This window comes from Microcoleus sp. LAD1_D3, from assembly GCF_036702135.1.
Taxonomy (GTDB): domain Bacteria; phylum Cyanobacteriota; class Cyanobacteriia; order Cyanobacteriales; family Microcoleaceae; genus Microcoleus.
In genome coordinates this window covers 58261-74228 of record NZ_JAUBSB010000020.1, presented here as the reverse complement: position 1 = coordinate 74228, position 15968 = coordinate 58261, and the positions used below count along the sequence as shown (strand labels likewise).

The 15968-nt window shown below is 43.3% G+C and carries 9 protein-coding genes; 5 read left to right on the top strand and 4 right to left on the bottom strand.

The window, feature by feature from the left end:
* The first annotated feature begins 358 nt into the window (after positions 1-358).
* The gene (locus QUA74_RS14115) at positions 359-586 is read left to right on the top strand and encodes a type II toxin-antitoxin system HicB family antitoxin (protein WP_333329738.1); all 228 of its coding nucleotides are present in this window, start codon (positions 359-361) and stop codon (positions 584-586) included.
* Positions 587-679: 93 nt separating this feature from the next.
* On the opposite strand, the gene QUA74_RS14110 is transcribed toward QUA74_RS14115, so the two are convergent.
* Positions 680-2068, bottom strand: a complete 1389-nt coding sequence (locus tag QUA74_RS14110) for an NB-ARC domain-containing protein (protein ID WP_333329735.1) — start codon at positions 2066-2068, stop codon at positions 680-682.
* A 154-nt stretch (positions 2069-2222) separates the two neighbouring features.
* Between QUA74_RS14110 and QUA74_RS14105 the strand changes: the two genes are divergently transcribed.
* Together QUA74_RS14105 and QUA74_RS14100 are read left to right on the top strand one after the other, a co-directional pair.
* Positions 2223-2738 carry a hypothetical protein gene (locus tag QUA74_RS14105; protein ID WP_333329732.1) on the top strand — a complete coding sequence of 172 codons (516 nt, stop codon included), beginning with the start codon at positions 2223-2225 and terminating at the stop codon, positions 2736-2738.
* A 3-nt stretch (positions 2739-2741) separates the two neighbouring features.
* Entirely contained in the window at positions 2742-3530 is a 789-nt protein-coding gene (locus QUA74_RS14100; protein ID WP_333329730.1) for a Tat pathway signal protein, read from the top strand.
* Positions 3531-3918: 388 nt separating this feature from the next.
* On the opposite strand, the gene QUA74_RS14095 is transcribed toward QUA74_RS14100, so the two are convergent.
* The 3 genes from QUA74_RS14095 to QUA74_RS14085 all read right to left on the bottom strand — a co-directional run bounded on the left by QUA74_RS14095 (position 3919) and on the right by QUA74_RS14085 (position 7151).
* Positions 3919-5421 (bottom strand): tetratricopeptide repeat-containing serine protease family protein, encoded by a 1503-nt coding sequence (locus QUA74_RS14095; protein WP_333329727.1) that lies wholly within the window; start codon positions 5419-5421, stop codon positions 3919-3921.
* A 183-nt stretch (positions 5422-5604) separates the two neighbouring features.
* Positions 5605-6210: a Uma2 family endonuclease gene (locus QUA74_RS14090; RefSeq protein ID WP_333329723.1), complete on the bottom strand. Its 606-nt coding sequence runs from the start codon at positions 6208-6210 to the stop codon at positions 5605-5607.
* Between the two features lie 158 nt (positions 6211-6368).
* Complete coding sequence (locus QUA74_RS14085) at positions 6369-7151, bottom strand: calcium-binding protein (RefSeq protein ID WP_333329719.1); 783 nt, start codon at positions 7149-7151, stop codon at positions 6369-6371.
* Positions 7152-7689: 538 nt separating this feature from the next.
* Between QUA74_RS14085 and QUA74_RS14080 the strand changes: the two genes are divergently transcribed.
* Positions 7690-10074 carry a GAF domain-containing protein gene (locus tag QUA74_RS14080; RefSeq protein ID WP_333329716.1) on the top strand — a complete coding sequence of 795 codons (2385 nt, stop codon included), beginning with the start codon at positions 7690-7692 and terminating at the stop codon, positions 10072-10074.
* Between the two features lie 305 nt (positions 10075-10379).
* Positions 10380-15833, top strand: a complete 5454-nt coding sequence (locus QUA74_RS14075; RefSeq protein WP_333329712.1) for a protein kinase domain-containing protein — start codon at positions 10380-10382, stop codon at positions 15831-15833.
* Positions 15834-15968 lie beyond the last annotated feature (135 nt).

The following is a 15968-nucleotide window of genomic DNA, read 5'->3' as shown; positions in this document are numbered from 1 at the left end:
TTCTAACGGCTGATGAACGCGGATTGATGCTGAAACTAATTCAAATTCATGTAGTAGGGTCCGTTTGGACAAACCCTACTTTCTGGAATATGATTAAAGTATTTCCGTCACCTTGCCACAATTTTAATGTCTGCTTATGCCCAAAAAGATTCGAGAACTCAAAAGCCTGCTGCTAAAAGCTGGGTTTACTTATCGTTCGGCAAAAGGCAGCCCTACAAGATGGGTTCATCCTTTACTACTATCATGAACCAATTACCCTTGCTGGAAATGATGGCGATGATGCGAAACTGTATTTAGAGAGAGAAGTAAATCGAAAAATTGGAAGATTGAAAGCAATTGAAGAAGAGGAACCTGAATCATGAAATTACCTTATATAATTGTTATTCAATGGTCGGATGAAGATAACTGCTACCTCGTTCACTTACCTGATTTTCCATCTCAGCAGTTCCACACTCATGGAGATACCTACGAAGAAGCTTTGCAAAATGCAATAGAGGTATTAGAGCTTTTAGTTGAAGAATATCAGGTAGATGGTAAATCTATCCCAAAACCTAAAACTCTAGTAGAAAACTTGCTGTTTGCTTGAATATTGATTTAAAGCGAGATCACTTCCCCAAAAAACAGGCTATCACTCTTTTATGTAGAAGGGCGATAGTTTTTATAGTTGGAGGTTTTGAAGTTATTTGATGTTGGTTTTTATGTATTCTGCGATCGCTGGTTGGACTGTGAAGAGGGTGCGATCGCCCTTTTGGACTTTTTCGATTAATAACCTCCGTCTCAAGGATTCGACGGCTTTGAGGAATTCTGAAGGGGATAATTCCAGAAGGGCTGGTTTTTTGGATATTTCGACTGCTTTGATTTGATTTGCCAACCAGGACATTACTTGTTTTTCGGAGTCTGACAAGCGCTGAAAATGTTGGTGCAATAAATATTCTAAGTCTCCTAAAACTAGGCTATCATAGGATAAAAATTCAGAAATATTGCCGCTAAATAAGTCTTGAATAGCAGCAGCTACTGTATTCAACCACAAGGGATTGCCTCGGTAAAGGTCTATCAATTCTGACCATTTTTCAGATTCGGCTAGACCTTTTTCTGTGAATATTTCTCGCGCTGGTTCGCCTAAACCATTGAGTTGCAATGTTTGACAATTTTTCGGGTGGCTTTCTAATGCTGCAATTTCTCTGGGTTTTTCCCAACTAATCAAAACTATGCAACTGTTGTGACATGATTCTGCTATTTGCTTGAAGAAAGTGCCGTAATTTTCATATCCTGGTTGATAGTTTCCTGCTAGTTGTTGGCTGCTGAAAATTGTTTGCACATCATCGAGGACGATCAGACAGCGGTGCGATCGCAAATATTCTAGGGGCAATCCCCCCGTGGTTGCCCTTTCTTCGGGGGCGGGCACGGGGGCACCGCCCCTACAGAATTGAATTAAGTCGGTTTGGAGTGTTTGGAGGGGTGGCGCGTTGCGGAGGCTTCGCCAGATTATACAGTCAAATTCATATTGAATGTGTTGGATTAGTTGCAGGGCGATCGCACTTTTGCCGCTTCCGCTTAATCCTAAGATGCTGATGAGACGGGTGCGATCGCCCAAAATCCATTGTTTGAGGGTGGAAAGTTCGGATGTGCGATCGAAAAATGTCGAGATTTCTGGTGCGTCGTCTAAGTCGATGCGGGGCTGTTTAGCTGTTGGTTCGGGGTTTTGAGGTGTTTTGGGCGATCGGGCTTTTTCACGACAAACATTAAGGTTTTTATTAACTGTTATATTCTCACCTGTTATATTTTCAACAATACTTGATTGATAATTATAAACTATACCCTTTTCTAATACAGCCCTAAAATTTGTTTTAGTAATATTTTTTCCTAATTCTTTAGAAAGTATTTTCCAAAGTTGCGATCCGACATTTCTAACATGACTTGGACTTGAGTAAACTTCTTGAGCAATTTGCGTGTAAGTTGTGTCTTGTAACGTTCCCCGCAAAATAGCTTCTTGCACGTAATCTAAATGCTTTCCCGTCTTAGCAAAAATTAGCTCATCTGCCAGTGTCAAAACTTCGGCAATATCCATAGATTAGGGAGAAGCTGGAGTTTACGCCATTCATTATACCTGACATTTCGTACAATTGTGACATTTTTGATGTTGTCATCTATCTAAAGTCAGGACTTTTCCTACACAGCTCATCCTTTATATTAATTGATTAAGGTATTAGCAGGATATTTATATGAAGCGAGTTCGGTGGCTCAGCGGTTTGTTGTCTGCTGGGGTGTTGTCTTTTACTTTAGCGACAGTTGGCGCACAAGTGGCTCAGGCCCAGCGCCCGATCTTTTTGCTCGAACTCAACTGTGTTCATAGAGGGTTTCCCAATTATCAAGAACAAGCTCGGGATGTTTCCATAGGTAGAGAAATATACACCAGTCGTTTGTTGATATGGGCGAGTAACGGTGCTGGTTGGACTTGTCAACTTCCTGGTGGTCCCGCCTCTCTCCGAATAGAGTATGGAGTTGCGGATGGGGATGGTCTACCCCCTGCGAAAATAGATGTTTATGTAGATGGAAATCAAGTAGCTTCCCAAGTAGGAAAAGATGGAAGGGTCAATACAATGCTGGTCGATGTTAGTAACGGAAAAAGTGTGGCTGTTGATATCTATTGCTCTAGGGCAACAAATTGTAGCAATAAATGGTACTACTTCTTCTGGCTCGCTATTATACCAGGGGCAGGCTCTCCAGGGAGTAGATAAATTATGAGTATTAGCCGCCGTCAATTTAACCGGATCGTCATATGGGGTGGGGCTTCTTTTACTGCTTCCGCAACATCCGGCATCTTTTTCCCCAAACCGGCCGAGGCTTATTCCCTAGAATTTCCGATTAGTGCCTTATCAGCCGAGCGCGTTTTTAACGGTATTCAAAAATATTGTGGAGCACAGCCCATCCCCGGCGTTCTATCACCAATCTTACAAGGAAATACTAATGTTAGCAGTCAAATAAAACCAGCGGCAGCAAACGCTATTCGCAGGGCAGATAAAGAATTTGTCGATCGCAATTTTACTAGCAAAAGAACTGAATTAGGTCAGGTAGGCAAGAGCGAGGAGGATAATACTCTATCTGTAAGTCGGCTGTGGGGCCGGCAAAGACAGGAGCAAGTCGGCCCAAATGTTGGCTTTGGCTTTGTGCAAATGTGGCAAAATCAATATAGCGATACCAAAATTTCTGGGCCGACAATGTGCGCTATTCATAATGCTCAACAAGTCTTAGCGGATCAAAGACTCACGCCTCCACAAATTGCAGCATCACTATTGCCAAGTAGATCGCGAGTGGATGATGATGATTGGGGTGTTTGGGGAGGAGATGCGGATGCGTCTGCTGGGAGGAATCCTGGTGCTGTTTTTGCTCAATACGATACAGCCGCCGGTACGGTGACATCTCGCTATGATTTAGTTGAACCGGGGCCCAGAGGTTTTGGGCGTGTTGAGTTTACTGTTGAAGCGGAAGATCAGCCTCGGCGGGTGATTTTGCTGACGGTGCGGTTTTAGGGGAAGAGTAATATTAATTCTCGCGTTTGTTATCGGGTCCCACGGGGGTTTAAACCCCCGTCTCATAGCGAAAGTCCTTTGAAAAGGACTGAAATGCCGAGCGACGGATCGTAATACAGATATTTGGTAGGGACACAGCACTGCTGTGTGCTCTTTCTGTATTTATTTCGATAGTTTCCCTACGGCGGATACGGACACGGCAGTGCCGTTTCCCTACAAATATTCTGTGCAATTAATCGGATTTGATATTAGTCCTATTTAGAGGACTTCAGCTTTGAGGCAGGGGTTTAAACCCCTGCCGGACTGTCGGAGTATTGCGAATGCCGGACTGGCGAAATATTTCTAATTTTGGAGTACCGGAATATTGCGACAGGTACACAAGATCAAATCAATTTGACTTTTGCAATTGACCAATCAAATCTAATGCTTTTTGAGCATCTGCATTCATTCCTTGAGCCCTAAATAAACGAGCCGCTTGCTGCAAATCTGCGATCGCCCCTTGTCTGTCTCCCATTCTCACCAACGTAATTCCTCGGTTAGCAAAAGCCTTAGCATAATTGGGATTGAGTTGAATTGCTTGAGTGTAATCAGCTAAGGCAGAGCGATCGTTATTGATGCGAAACAGCGCTAATCCTCTGTTAAAATAAGTGTTGGCGCGACCGGGATTAATTTGCAGGGCTTGATTGAAATCGTCGATCGCTCCTTTTTGATCGCCCAAGTCCGAAAGTGCTAATCCTCGGTTGTTGTAAGCCGCTGCAAAGTTTCTATCCAAGCGGATGACTTGAGTATAATCGGCGATCGCCCCCGGTTTATCTCCCATTGCTGACAAAACCAGCCCCCGATTGTAGTAAGCGTCAACATAAACGGCATTTAGGGCGATCGCCTTGCTATAATCAGCGATACTCTTGGGCATTTGTCTCAAATCGGAATAAGCGAGGGCTCGATAGAAATAAGCTTCAGAATAATCGGATTGAGTTTGAATTGCTTGGTTAAAATCGGCAACAGCCCCTGACAAATCTCCCTTGTCAAACCGACTTAAACCGCGAACGTAATAAGTCTTAGCATCTTGGGGATTGTTCAGTTTCAGAGGTGCGTTAGTGGCGGTGGAAGTATTCACCAAAATAGCAGAACGATTTAAACCTGCATCCGACAATTTAGCTATAAAAGTGTTAATAGGAATCGCAGAATTAAACCCGGTTTTAGTAAACGCTAAACCTGTCATAACTTTTCCGTCAGTGACTCTTGTATCGTCATCGCGATCGCCCTCTCCGTGAATCCCAACTACACGCCCTTCTCCATCAAATACAGGCCCTCCACTCATGCCCCCTTTCGTGACAGCATTGTAGCGCAAAGTATAGCCGTCTGAATGAGTCGGGAGACGGCTGGTAACATAGCCGGGTGAAAACTCAAAATTGCGATCGGGTTGGTCTTTTCTGCTAGCGGGAAGACTTGGATAACCAAACACAAAAATTTCTGTTCCAACTGTCGCTTGTTCGGAATCGCCTAAAGTTACAACTGGATAAGATTCTGTACTGTTAAATGTTACGACTGCTAAATCGGGAGCATTCTGGCCTTTCTGTAATAATACACTACGGGTTACTGGATAGTCTTTTCCCCTATGACTGCGAATCGTATAGGTAGCTTTGGTATCATCTACCACATGGTTAGCTGTCAGGACAGTGTAGGTTGTACCTTGTTTAGCAATAATAAATCCTGTACCTAGACCAGTGGTTCCATTAATTTGAACGGTGGCAGAAATCGCTAATTTGGCAATTTCTTGAGGAGTTTTTGCGATAACGGGTGCTGCTGCAAAAACAACTATTCCTGCTACCGTTACTGTTCCTGCTAGGATGCTGGTGAAGGAATCAAAGCGCGAATAACCCCTATTCATAGGTGATTGCTGAAGAGTAAGATTTTTTATACTCCGAATAGTATAGATTAAAATGAAATTTATGAAAACCAGAAACGCTGGATGTTTTCAGATGATTGCGATTTTTATGACATTTCGTACATTTCGTATATTTCCGCGATTGCTGGCATTACTATGCAATATTTTATTTGTATATCTTCTAGGTTAACCAGCTCGAACTGCATCCCGAAACACTTTCAAAGCTTCTTTTTCTTCAGACATTTGCAGGCATCTACCCAGCAATTCTAGATCCAAATCCGGCAACAGCATACTCCGAGAAACGCGATCGTAACCCTCCGAGTTCAGTTGGTAAATCGAAAATACTCCGTCTTCCCAAAACCAAACTTCCGCTACGTTAAATCTGCGGTAGTATTCCAGCTTGTGGATAGTTCCGCTAGTAAAAACAAGTTCGATCGCCAAATCGGGTGTTTCTCGCTGCCGTCGGTCTTCGCCAAAATAGTAAGATAAATCTGGTTCCTTGCTGCTGCCTTTTGCTTCCCCTTGGAGTGTAGCGCTACCCGTCGGTCTAAAACTAATATCTTTTTCTACGAAAAAGGTCATTAACCTTCCTGCCAGCAGGTATTTAATGGTTTCATGTTCCGGCGAAAGTGTCATAATTTCCACATATCCGTCGAGGTAAGACAAGCGAACACTGCGAGTGTACTCTAGCAATGAATCCAAAGCTTTGAACTGTTCCCAAGTCATTGATAGCGGCAAAATCAACCGCTGTTCGGGGAGTGCAGTTAATTTGGGGTGAGTGGCAATGGTCATATATACTTTCCCAGAGTTTGAATTTCTACTTTTAGATTAGCCTAACAAATATTTAAAGGGAGAACTGTTTTAATATCACTTCGGCAAAGTACGGTTGCGTATAGATTGATTGCCCGCTATCTGTAGGGACACGGCAGTGCCGTGTCCCCTACCTGGCACTAAGCCAAAAACTGGAATTGAGAACCGTTAACTGCCAATGCAAACGGGCTCGCTTGTTCAAATGCACCGACAAGTTCAAAGTTGTTGGTATTTAAAACTAACCCCACAATCTGTCCGGTAATGATGTTTTCAATCACCATGTCGTTGATAATTCCGTCGTTATCGTAAGCAATCAAATTGTCGTCTTCAAAGAAAAGGTCTAGTTCTGTTAAACCGTCCGTCAAACCGATGCGATCGCCCTCGTCAAAGTTAAAATCGGTAACGACATCTGCTCCATTTATACCAAAGGCTTCATCGTTACTTCTGATCACAAATATGTCACTACCGGGGCCTCCCGTGAGCACGTCAACTCCCCGATCGCCCACCAAGAAATCGTTGCCGTCATTGCCCTCTAAATCGTCGTCTCCTTGCCCTCCCCGCAGGATATCGTTCCCGAACCCTCCGAAGATAAGGTCATTTCCGGCGTCGCCCCTAACTACGTCGTTGCCATCATTTCCATCCAGGAGATCGTTATCTTTCCCGCCGTAAATTATGTCATTTCCGCCCCCACCGCCGATAATATCATTGCCGTTATTTCCTAACAGCCGTTCGTTGGAATCCGATGAACCTCCTATAGTATCGTTGCCATCGAGTCCCCAAACTCCCCAAGGAAAAGACGACAAATTTCCATCCGCTACGTCAATCTCATCTGGTGTAGCGAATGCCAAAAGACGTGGACCGCCCCCAGCAAATACAGGAAATCCCGTCACATCGACGATGAGGTTGTTAATCGTTATAGCCATAACTATGTCTTTTCCAAAATGCTGTTAGCTGTATTATACATTTTAATTATTTGCTTGTTCAATAGCAAGTATGTTTGGATTTTTGCCACAACTTTTATTTCCTAAATTAAGGACAAGCAGCGTGCTGGCTGATAGCCAATTACCAATTACCAATACTTGGGCTACGCGAGCGTATAAGTTACCAATTCCCAATTCCCAATTCCCAATTACCAGGGCTGTGCTTCATTCAACTCAAACCTGCTATAGATCTCGCCTCTGAGTCAAATAGCATTAGTTGCTGACACTATCCGCTACTGTCTACCGCTTATAATGGGTGTTACCCCCCAGGCGGTAACACGTTAATATCACCTATAACGTCGAGACTGAGAGGTTGTTTGTGAATAAAAGTAAAAGTCCCTGGGCCCATCGTCCGAGAAAACACCCAGTTTCCGATACCCATACACAAACTTTACAAACAGGATCTAAGCTCTTTACAAAGCCATAATCGCCGATCGCTGACATTCTTTGGCAAAATCCACTGCTTTCAGGTGTTTTACTCATGTCTACTCCTAAATCGTCTTCCCATCAAAACAACAACTCCGTAAAATCACAGCCAGCGACAGATATCGTCCCAACAAAGCAAGACAGTAACAATCTGCCCAGCGAACCAAGTATAGAACAGCTACTGGAAGCTTTGGCCGGCCAAGTACCTAGTCAATCTGCTGAAATGGAACCCTTGAAAACGTGGAAACAAGATTTAAAGCGACTGTTTCAATTTCTTGGCGATCGCCGCGTTTTAATCGCAGTAGTGGAACCGGGAACTTTTGCCCTGCGTTATGCTAACGCGGCATTTTGTCGCTTGGCCGATTGGGAGGAAACGTCTTTGGCAACTCAATCTACCAACGGTTGGTTTGCCGAAACCCACCTCACTCTGCTGGAACTGTTCGAGGATTGGGGCGGCAAAACAGCAGAACAATTGTACCGTCGCCACCTTTTGCACTGGGTATTTAAGCAATATTATCAAATTGACATCGACGGTTTGCGGGTGCTAGACGAACCTGTCACGGCGAGTGTAAAAAACCCCAAACACCGAGAACCCAGATTTATTGAATTTTGGATCGGTTCGGAACAGTTAAAAATTACTCGGATTGACTCAAAAATAGATGAATTTGCGGATGTTCCTTTAAAATTAATGCCTGTTGCGGAACGGGAAGCTTGGCTGATGCAGCCGAATCAACTGGAAAAGTTAGCCGATCGATTGCAGTTGGATAATTACCGCGTAGAAGGTTTGCTGCTGCTAGAAGGTTTTGATGTCACCGTGCAGGAGCAAATTCGCCGTCTGACTCAGTTATTGATCGATCAAGATTCGATGCTGCGACCTGACAAATTTGAGAGAATCGATCTGTGTTTGCGATCGCTATTCAATACTGACGGCACTTTGTTGCTGCGGCCAGACGGCGATCAGGTACAGCTATTAGTTGCAAAAGATGGCCAACATTTGCAGCCGATTCTTTATTCAATGCACTCCCTAGAAGCTTCTCATTTGTTGAAGGCCACAGCAGCAAATCAAGTTTGGAACGTGCCAGACTTGCGTAGGGAGTGCGAAACCGAGTGCGATCGAACTTTGCGGAGAATGGGAACTCGATCGATGCTGCTGGTGCCACTGGTAGTCAAATCCGTCACCCGTGAGGGGTGCGGGCAGCGGATTTTGGGTGTCGTGGGGCTGTTGTGCGATCGGCCCAACCACTTCAACGGCATTGACGCTCAACACGCCCAAGAACTCATTCCCGCCTTCATTGCAGCCCTCCGGCAAGCCATCCAGGAGCGGTTTACCCACATTCACAACATCCACCCCGCAGTCGAGTGGCGGTTCGCCCAAGAAGCAGAAAGGCGAAGTTGGGGACTGCCTCCAGAAACAATCGTATTTGCTGACGTTCATCCGCTGTACGGAATTTCGGACATTCGCGGTTCAAGCGACGAAAGAAACCGAGCCATTCAAACTGATTTGCTCGAACAATTCCGCTTAGGTTTAGTCATAGCTGATGCCGTTTGCCAAACACAAACTACCCACCTCGGCGAGCAACTGCGGCTCGACTTGCTCGACTACATCCAGCATTTAAAACAAAAAGTAACAGTCGATATGGAGGTGCGAGCAGCCGAGTATTTAAACGAGCATTTAGAAGTGTATTTTGACTATTTTGTGCAGTGCCACCCCAGGGTTCAGGCAGCCGTTGAAGCTTACCGAGCAGCCTGTGAAAACGAACACAACTGCGTTTATAGCGATCGCACTCGCTACGACCAAATGCTGCACCTAATCGGCATGAAACTCCAAGAAACCTGGGCTCGCTGGCAAGAAAAAATGCAGCAAATCCTCCCCCACTACTGCGACATTGAATGCACTGACGGCATGGATCACATGATTTATGTAGGAAAGTCGATCGACCCCAAATTCAGCCAGTTTCACCTGCACAGTTTGCGGTACGAACAACTGCGAGCAATTTGCGACTGCGGCCGCACAGTTTTTCGCCTCAAAGCCGAGTCTCAAATTAATATGGAACTCGCACATTTAGTCTTAGTGCAGAATACCACGATCGACATTTTTCACAACGAAAACACCGAAAAAATGTTTGACGTAAAAGGCACTCGCGACATCCGCTACGAACTAGTCAAAAAGCGGATCGAAAAAGCCGTGGACAAAGACGTACAAGAGCGAATTACCCAGCCAGGAATGTTAACGGTAGTTTATTCAGCCGAAGACGAATGGGAAGAGTACCAACAATACTTGCGCTATTTGTCTCGCGAAGGTTGGGTAGAGCCAAAAATTCAGACTGGCATAGTGGAATCACTGCAAGGAGTCAGTGGTTTAAAATTTGCCCGCGTGCGTATTTTGCCGGAACCCACATCAATTTCTACTATCTGTGAAGTTACCGTGGTCAGCGATTGAAAACCCCTGCCCCAAATCCCGTTAAAAAGCGGGAGTGCGTCCGCTCCAATCCTCCTGCGTAAGGCGGAGTGCGTCCGCTCCAACCCCCCCATTTTTTAGGAGGGAGCGCAAGCATTGGGGACTCACAAACAAGACCGAGATTACATTTAAGATGTTTGTTGACACCCACGATCGCTGCCACGTTTTCCCTTAGTGTATGTTCCGTGTTATTGGAGATCGCAAAATACACGCTCTGAATCACATCAACTCCAGATAAAGTAGTGTTAAGATAATGATAATTATATCTCCTAAGTTTAAGTTAAGTTATGTTAACCTTATCAAAATACCAAATTGATTTTACTCTGCACGAAGGCGTCGAAACAATAATCTATCGCGGACAAGCACCGACAGACGGACTCGCAGCAATTCTGAAAGTCCTCAAAGCCGAATATCCCACACTCCAAGCCATTACCAGACTCAAACACGAATATCAAATCCGCAAAAATTTAGACAGCGAACAAATCGTCAAAGCCATCAGTCTCGAAACATTTGACCACCGATTAGGACTGGTTTTAGAAGACTTTGGTGGCGAATCCCTCGCAAAACTGCTCGAAAGAGAGACATTGAGCCCGCGAGCAAATTTAAATATCGCCATCCAAATAGTCAAAGCCTTACACTACCTGCATTTTCAGCACATTATCCACAAAGACATCAAACCCAGCAACATCATAATTAACTCGCAAACAAAAAAAGTAAAACTCACCGACTTCGGCATTGCCACAAAACTGAACAAAGAAAACCCGCAATTTAACAATCCCAACTCAGTCGAAGGCACATTAGCCTATATGTCACCCGAACAAACCGGGAGAATGAATCGCACCCTCGACTACCGCACCGACTTTTATTCCCTCGGAATTACCTTGTATGAAATGCTGACAGGTAAACTGCCTTTTCAAAGCAGCGATCCCTTAGAAATAGTTTACAGCCACATCGCAGTTCAACCAATATATCCCCATCAAATCAATTCAGAAATACCGGACGCCATCTCAGAGATAGTGATGAAATTGATGGCAAAAAATGCCGAAGATAGATATCAAAGTGCAGCCGGATTGTTAGCAGACTTAGAAATTTGTGTGTATCAGTTAGAAACAACCGGAAAAATTGCCAACTTCATCCCCGGACGCTTAGATATTCTCAGCCAATTGTTAATCCCCCAAAAATTGTACGGTCGGGAAAATCAGGTTAATGAATTGCTAGCAGCATTTGAACGTGTTGGGGCGGGTTTAGCCAAGAATGTCTTAGAAAAACCAACAACCTTAGAACAAAACCCGCCCCCCTCAGCAACCAGCGAATTAATGCTAGTATCAGGCTACTCAGGCATCGGTAAATCAGCCGTAGTCAACGAAGTTAGCAAACCCATTACCCGGTCAAAAGGTTACTTCATTAGCGGTAAATTTGACCAATTCAAACGCAACATTCCTTATGCCTCATTAATCCAAGCATTTAACTCCTTGCTGCAGCAATTGCTAACAGAAAGTTCCGCTTCATTAGAAATATGGCGGACTCAAATATTAACAGCATTGGGAACAGACGGCAAAGTAATTGCCGACGTAATTCCAGAAGTTGAATTAATCATCGGCAAACAGCCAGAAGTGCCGGAAGTCAGCCCGACAGAAGCACAAAATCGCTTCAATCGGGTATTCAAAGAATTTATTCGCGTTTTCGCGCGAAAAGAACACCCCCTAGTTATCTTTTTAGACGATTTGCAGTGGGCTGATTCAGCAACATTAAAGTTGATGCAAATACTGATAAGTGACCCTGACCAGCAATATTTGTTGCTAATCGGTGCTTATCGAGACAATGAAGTTAGTCCGACTCATCCGTTAATTCAGATTGTAGAAGAGATTGAAAAAACTGGTACAATTGTCAACAATATCGTGCTGCAACCGCTGGATTTAGCAAATGTGACTGAATTAGTCGCTGAAACACTCAACAGTTGCACAGAAAAAGTAACAAATTTAGCAGAGTTAATCTGGAATAAAACGGGGGGCAATCCTTTTTTCTTGACGCAATTACTCCAAGCACTTTATCAAGACTATCTTTTAAAATTTGACTTTAATCCCCTTACAAATGAGGTAAGTAAAGGCGAGTGGTATTGGAGTATCGATGAAATCCAAGCCATTGGGATTACCGATAAAAGTGTGGTGGAACTGGTAGCCAGTCGCATTGAAAAGCTGCCCGCCGCTACGCAAAAAGTGTTGAAGCTAGCAGCTTGTGTGGGAGATAAATTTGCTCTAGATGTGCTGTCACTTGTCAGCGAAGAGTCAGCTAATACTACAGCCACTGAACTTTATTCAGCTTTGCAAGCAGGGTTAATTCTGCCATTGAGTGATGCTTATCGTATTCCTTTACTATTTACGCAAGGAGAAGCGGTTAATCTAACTTTTGACACGTCACGGGTGGGATACAAATTTTTGCACGATCGCGTCCAGCAAGCCGCATATTCGTTAATTCCTGAAAACCAAAAGCAATCCACCCATTTGAAAATCGGTCAATTACTGTTACAGAATACTCCACCTGACCAGCTAGAAGAAAACATCTTTGATATCGTCAATCAATTGAATGTGGGAATTGACACGATTAGCCAACCAGCAGAAAAGACGCAGTTAGCCCAATTAAATTTAACTGCTGGACGCAAGGCCAAAGCGGCGGCGGCTTATGAAGGTGCTGTTAGGTATTTGCGGGTTGCTATGGAATTATTGCCACCGGATTGTTGGCAAATTCAATATGACTTAACGTTAGCAATTTACGAGTCAACAGCAGAAGCTGAATACTTAAACGTCAACTATGAAAATTCAAAAAACCTAGTTGATATTGTACTGCAACAATCTAAAAACTTACTGGAAAAAGTGAATGTTTATGAACTACAAATCCAGTCTTACAATGCTCAAAATAGACTTGTAGAATCACTAAATACAGGACTGGAAGTGCTGAAACTGTTAGGCATTTCTTTTCCTCAAAACCCCAACGCGCTAAATATTGTGGCGGGACTGATTAATACAAAACTGAGCTTGCGATTGAAACGAATTGAGGATTTAGCTAACTTGCCAGAAATGATTGAGCCCGACAAACAAGCAGCCATGCGGATTTTATCAGGGATTCTCAGCACTGCTATTCAGGCTAAGCCCCGACTGGTACCGCTGCTGGCATTTCGGATGGTCAAGCTGTGCATTAAATATGGTAATTCGCCTTACGCGAGTATTGCCTACGTTTTTTATGGCGTAGTTATGTACAAGGTAGGGGACATTAGTTTGGCATACCAATTCGGTCAACTGGCAGTTAGGATGTTAGACAAATTTCCATCCCGTTCAATCAAAAGTAGAGTTTATGCAGTCTTTGGTTCTTTTATTCAACAATGGAAAACCGATCTTAACTCAGGATTAGGCGATATCAAGGAAGGTTTTCAAACCGGCATGGAAACGGGAGAGTTGGAATATGCAGCTTATTCTATTAATATATATTGTACTTATAAGCTGTGGATGGGAGAGCCTCTCGCTCAGGTTGAAGAGGAGACAGGTAAGTATCTGAAACTAATGCAGCAATCTCAACTAGAAATGGCTGTACAGTATATAAGTGTAGAGAGACAGACCGCCCTCAATTTGTGTGGCAAAACTGTCGAACCATGCTATTTAGTCGGCGAGAGCTTCAATGAATTAAAAACGCTCCCCGCTTTAATAGAAGCTAAAAGCTTTATGGTAGTTTGTTTGGTTTATAATGCCAAAGCTATGCTTAATTTTCTCTTCCGAAACTACTTACAAGCGTTAGAAAATTCAAGACTTTTTGAAAAATATGAAGAAGCCGCAGCCGGACTTTATGTAGTTTCCGTGAATAATTTTTACTACTCTCTCAGTCTCCTCGCTTTGTATGCCACAACTGGCAAAGGAGAGCAAAAGCAATATCTAAAAAAAGTGGTACATTTCCAAAAAAAGATGAAAAAATGGGCAGTTCATGCTCCGATGAATTATCAACACAAATACGACTTGGTAGCAGCAGAAAAAGCGCGAGTGTTGGGGCAAAATAGCCAAGCAATGGATTTGTACGATCGCGCAATTGATGGAGCAGCCAATAACGGTTACATTCAAGAGGAAGCATTAGCCTATGAATTAGCAGGAGAATTCTATCAAGCTTTGGGTAAAGAGATAGTTTCTCAAGCATATCTGACTAAAGCTTATTACGGCTACATCTGTTGGGGAGCTGTCGCAAAAGTTAAAGACTTAGAGTCAACACATCCTTTCTTAGCAGCACAGACGCGCACAATTCAAACCCCAACCCTCCATCTCACTCCCACTACCACTGGAAGCACTACCAGTAGTAGTTTAGGCGATTTCTTAGACTTGGCTAGTTTTATTAAGTCGGCGCAAGCGATTAACAGTGAAATTGTTCTAGAAAAATTGTTGACAAAATTAATCAAAATTATTTTAGAAAATGCCGCGGCTCAAAAAGTCGTGCTGCTGCTTCTGAAAGACGATCGACTTTGCATCGAAGCTGTAGGAAATTCTACATATAGCACGGCGACTGTTTTACAATCTATGCCATTTGAAAACAGTCAAGAGTTGCCTGTTTCTGTCATTAACTATGTTTGCCGTAGCCAAAAACCTCTGGTATTGCAGGATGCGACTTTTGCCGAACTTTTTAAGGCAGATGCGTACATTAGAGAATTTCAAATTAAATCAATACTGTGCTTGCCAATTATTTATCAATCCAATCTGCAAGGGATTATTTACTTGGAAAATAAGTTGGCAGCCGGAGCTTTTACCACAGACAGGGTAGAAGTTTTAAAAGTATTAGTTTCCCAAGTTGCTATTGCGATAGAGAATGCTCGTTTGTACGCACGCGAGCAAGAAAAATCTCAACAGTTAGAAAAATCTTTTTCCGAACTGCAACAAGCGCAACTCCAACTAATTCAAGGTGAAAAAATGTCTTCCCTGGGCAATTTAGTTGCAGGTGTCGCTCATGAAATTAACAATCCAGTCGGTTTTATTGCGGGGAATATTAACGAAGCTACGGCTGCTGTTGCTGATTTAATTAGTCATTTGCAATTGTATCAGGAAGAAGTGCTCGCTCCTAGCTCAAAAATCGAACAGGATGCTGAGGATATCGATTTAGAGTATCTTATACAAGATTTACCAAAAATGCTGTCGTCGATGAAAGTTGGGTGCGATCGCATTCGTAACATTAGCACATCTCTCCGCACTTTTTCTCGTGCCGATACCAGCCACAAAGTGTCTGCAAATATCCATGAAGGAATTGACAGCACTTTAATGATTTTACAGCATCGATTGAAAGGAAATCAAGAGCGTCCCGCAATTAAAGTAGTTAAGAACTATGGAAATATCCCCAAAGTAAAGTGTTATTTGGGACAGTTGAATCAGGTTTTTATGAATGTTTTGGCGAATGCGATCGACTGTTTTGATGAATCAAATAAAGGTCGGAGTTTTGCACAGATTGAACTCGATCCTAATACGATCACTATCAAAACTGAGATTGATGATGAAAATCAAACTGTTGTAATTAAGATGAGAGATAATGGCACGGGAATTCGGGAAGAAGTTATATCGCGAATATTTGACAATTTATTTACTACAAAAGGAGTCGGCAAAGGTACGGGGTTAGGTTTATCTATCAGTCGGCAAATTGTGGCAGAAACTCACGGAGGCTGTTTAAGTTGTGAGTCTGTGGTGGGAGAAGGGACGGAATTTGCGATCGCCCTGCCGCTTTGATAAAATTTATTCACCACCCTTACCGAATCAGTCATTGCCAATTGTTTAATCTAAAATCTAAAATCTCAAATGGTATGACTTGTGCTTAACACAGACTTGGAAATTTGTCAATTCCTAAGTATCTATCAAATAGTC

Bases quoted from the DNA above. Each gene is read 5' to 3' on its own strand.
- QUA74_RS14115 (WP_333329738.1), top strand. From the start codon at position 359: ATGAAATTACCTTATATAATTGTTATTCAATGGTCGGATGAAGATAAC.
- QUA74_RS14110 (WP_333329735.1), bottom strand. From the start codon at position 2,068: ATGGATATTGCCGAAGTTTTGACACTGGCAGATGAGCTAATTTTTGCT.
- QUA74_RS14105 (WP_333329732.1), top strand. From the start codon at position 2,223: ATGAAGCGAGTTCGGTGGCTCAGCGGTTTGTTGTCTGCTGGGGTGTTG.
- QUA74_RS14100 (WP_333329730.1), top strand. From the start codon at position 2,742: ATGAGTATTAGCCGCCGTCAATTTAACCGGATCGTCATATGGGGTGGG.
- QUA74_RS14095 (WP_333329727.1), bottom strand. From the start codon at position 5,421: ATGAATAGGGGTTATTCGCGCTTTGATTCCTTCACCAGCATCCTAGCA.
- QUA74_RS14090 (WP_333329723.1), bottom strand. From the start codon at position 6,210: ATGACCATTGCCACTCACCCCAAATTAACTGCACTCCCCGAACAGCGG.
- QUA74_RS14085 (WP_333329719.1), bottom strand. From the start codon at position 7,151: ATGGCTATAACGATTAACAACCTCATCGTCGATGTGACGGGATTTCCT.
- QUA74_RS14080 (WP_333329716.1), top strand. From the start codon at position 7,690: ATGTCTACTCCTAAATCGTCTTCCCATCAAAACAACAACTCCGTAAAA.
- QUA74_RS14075 (WP_333329712.1), top strand. From the start codon at position 10,380: ATGTTAACCTTATCAAAATACCAAATTGATTTTACTCTGCACGAAGGC.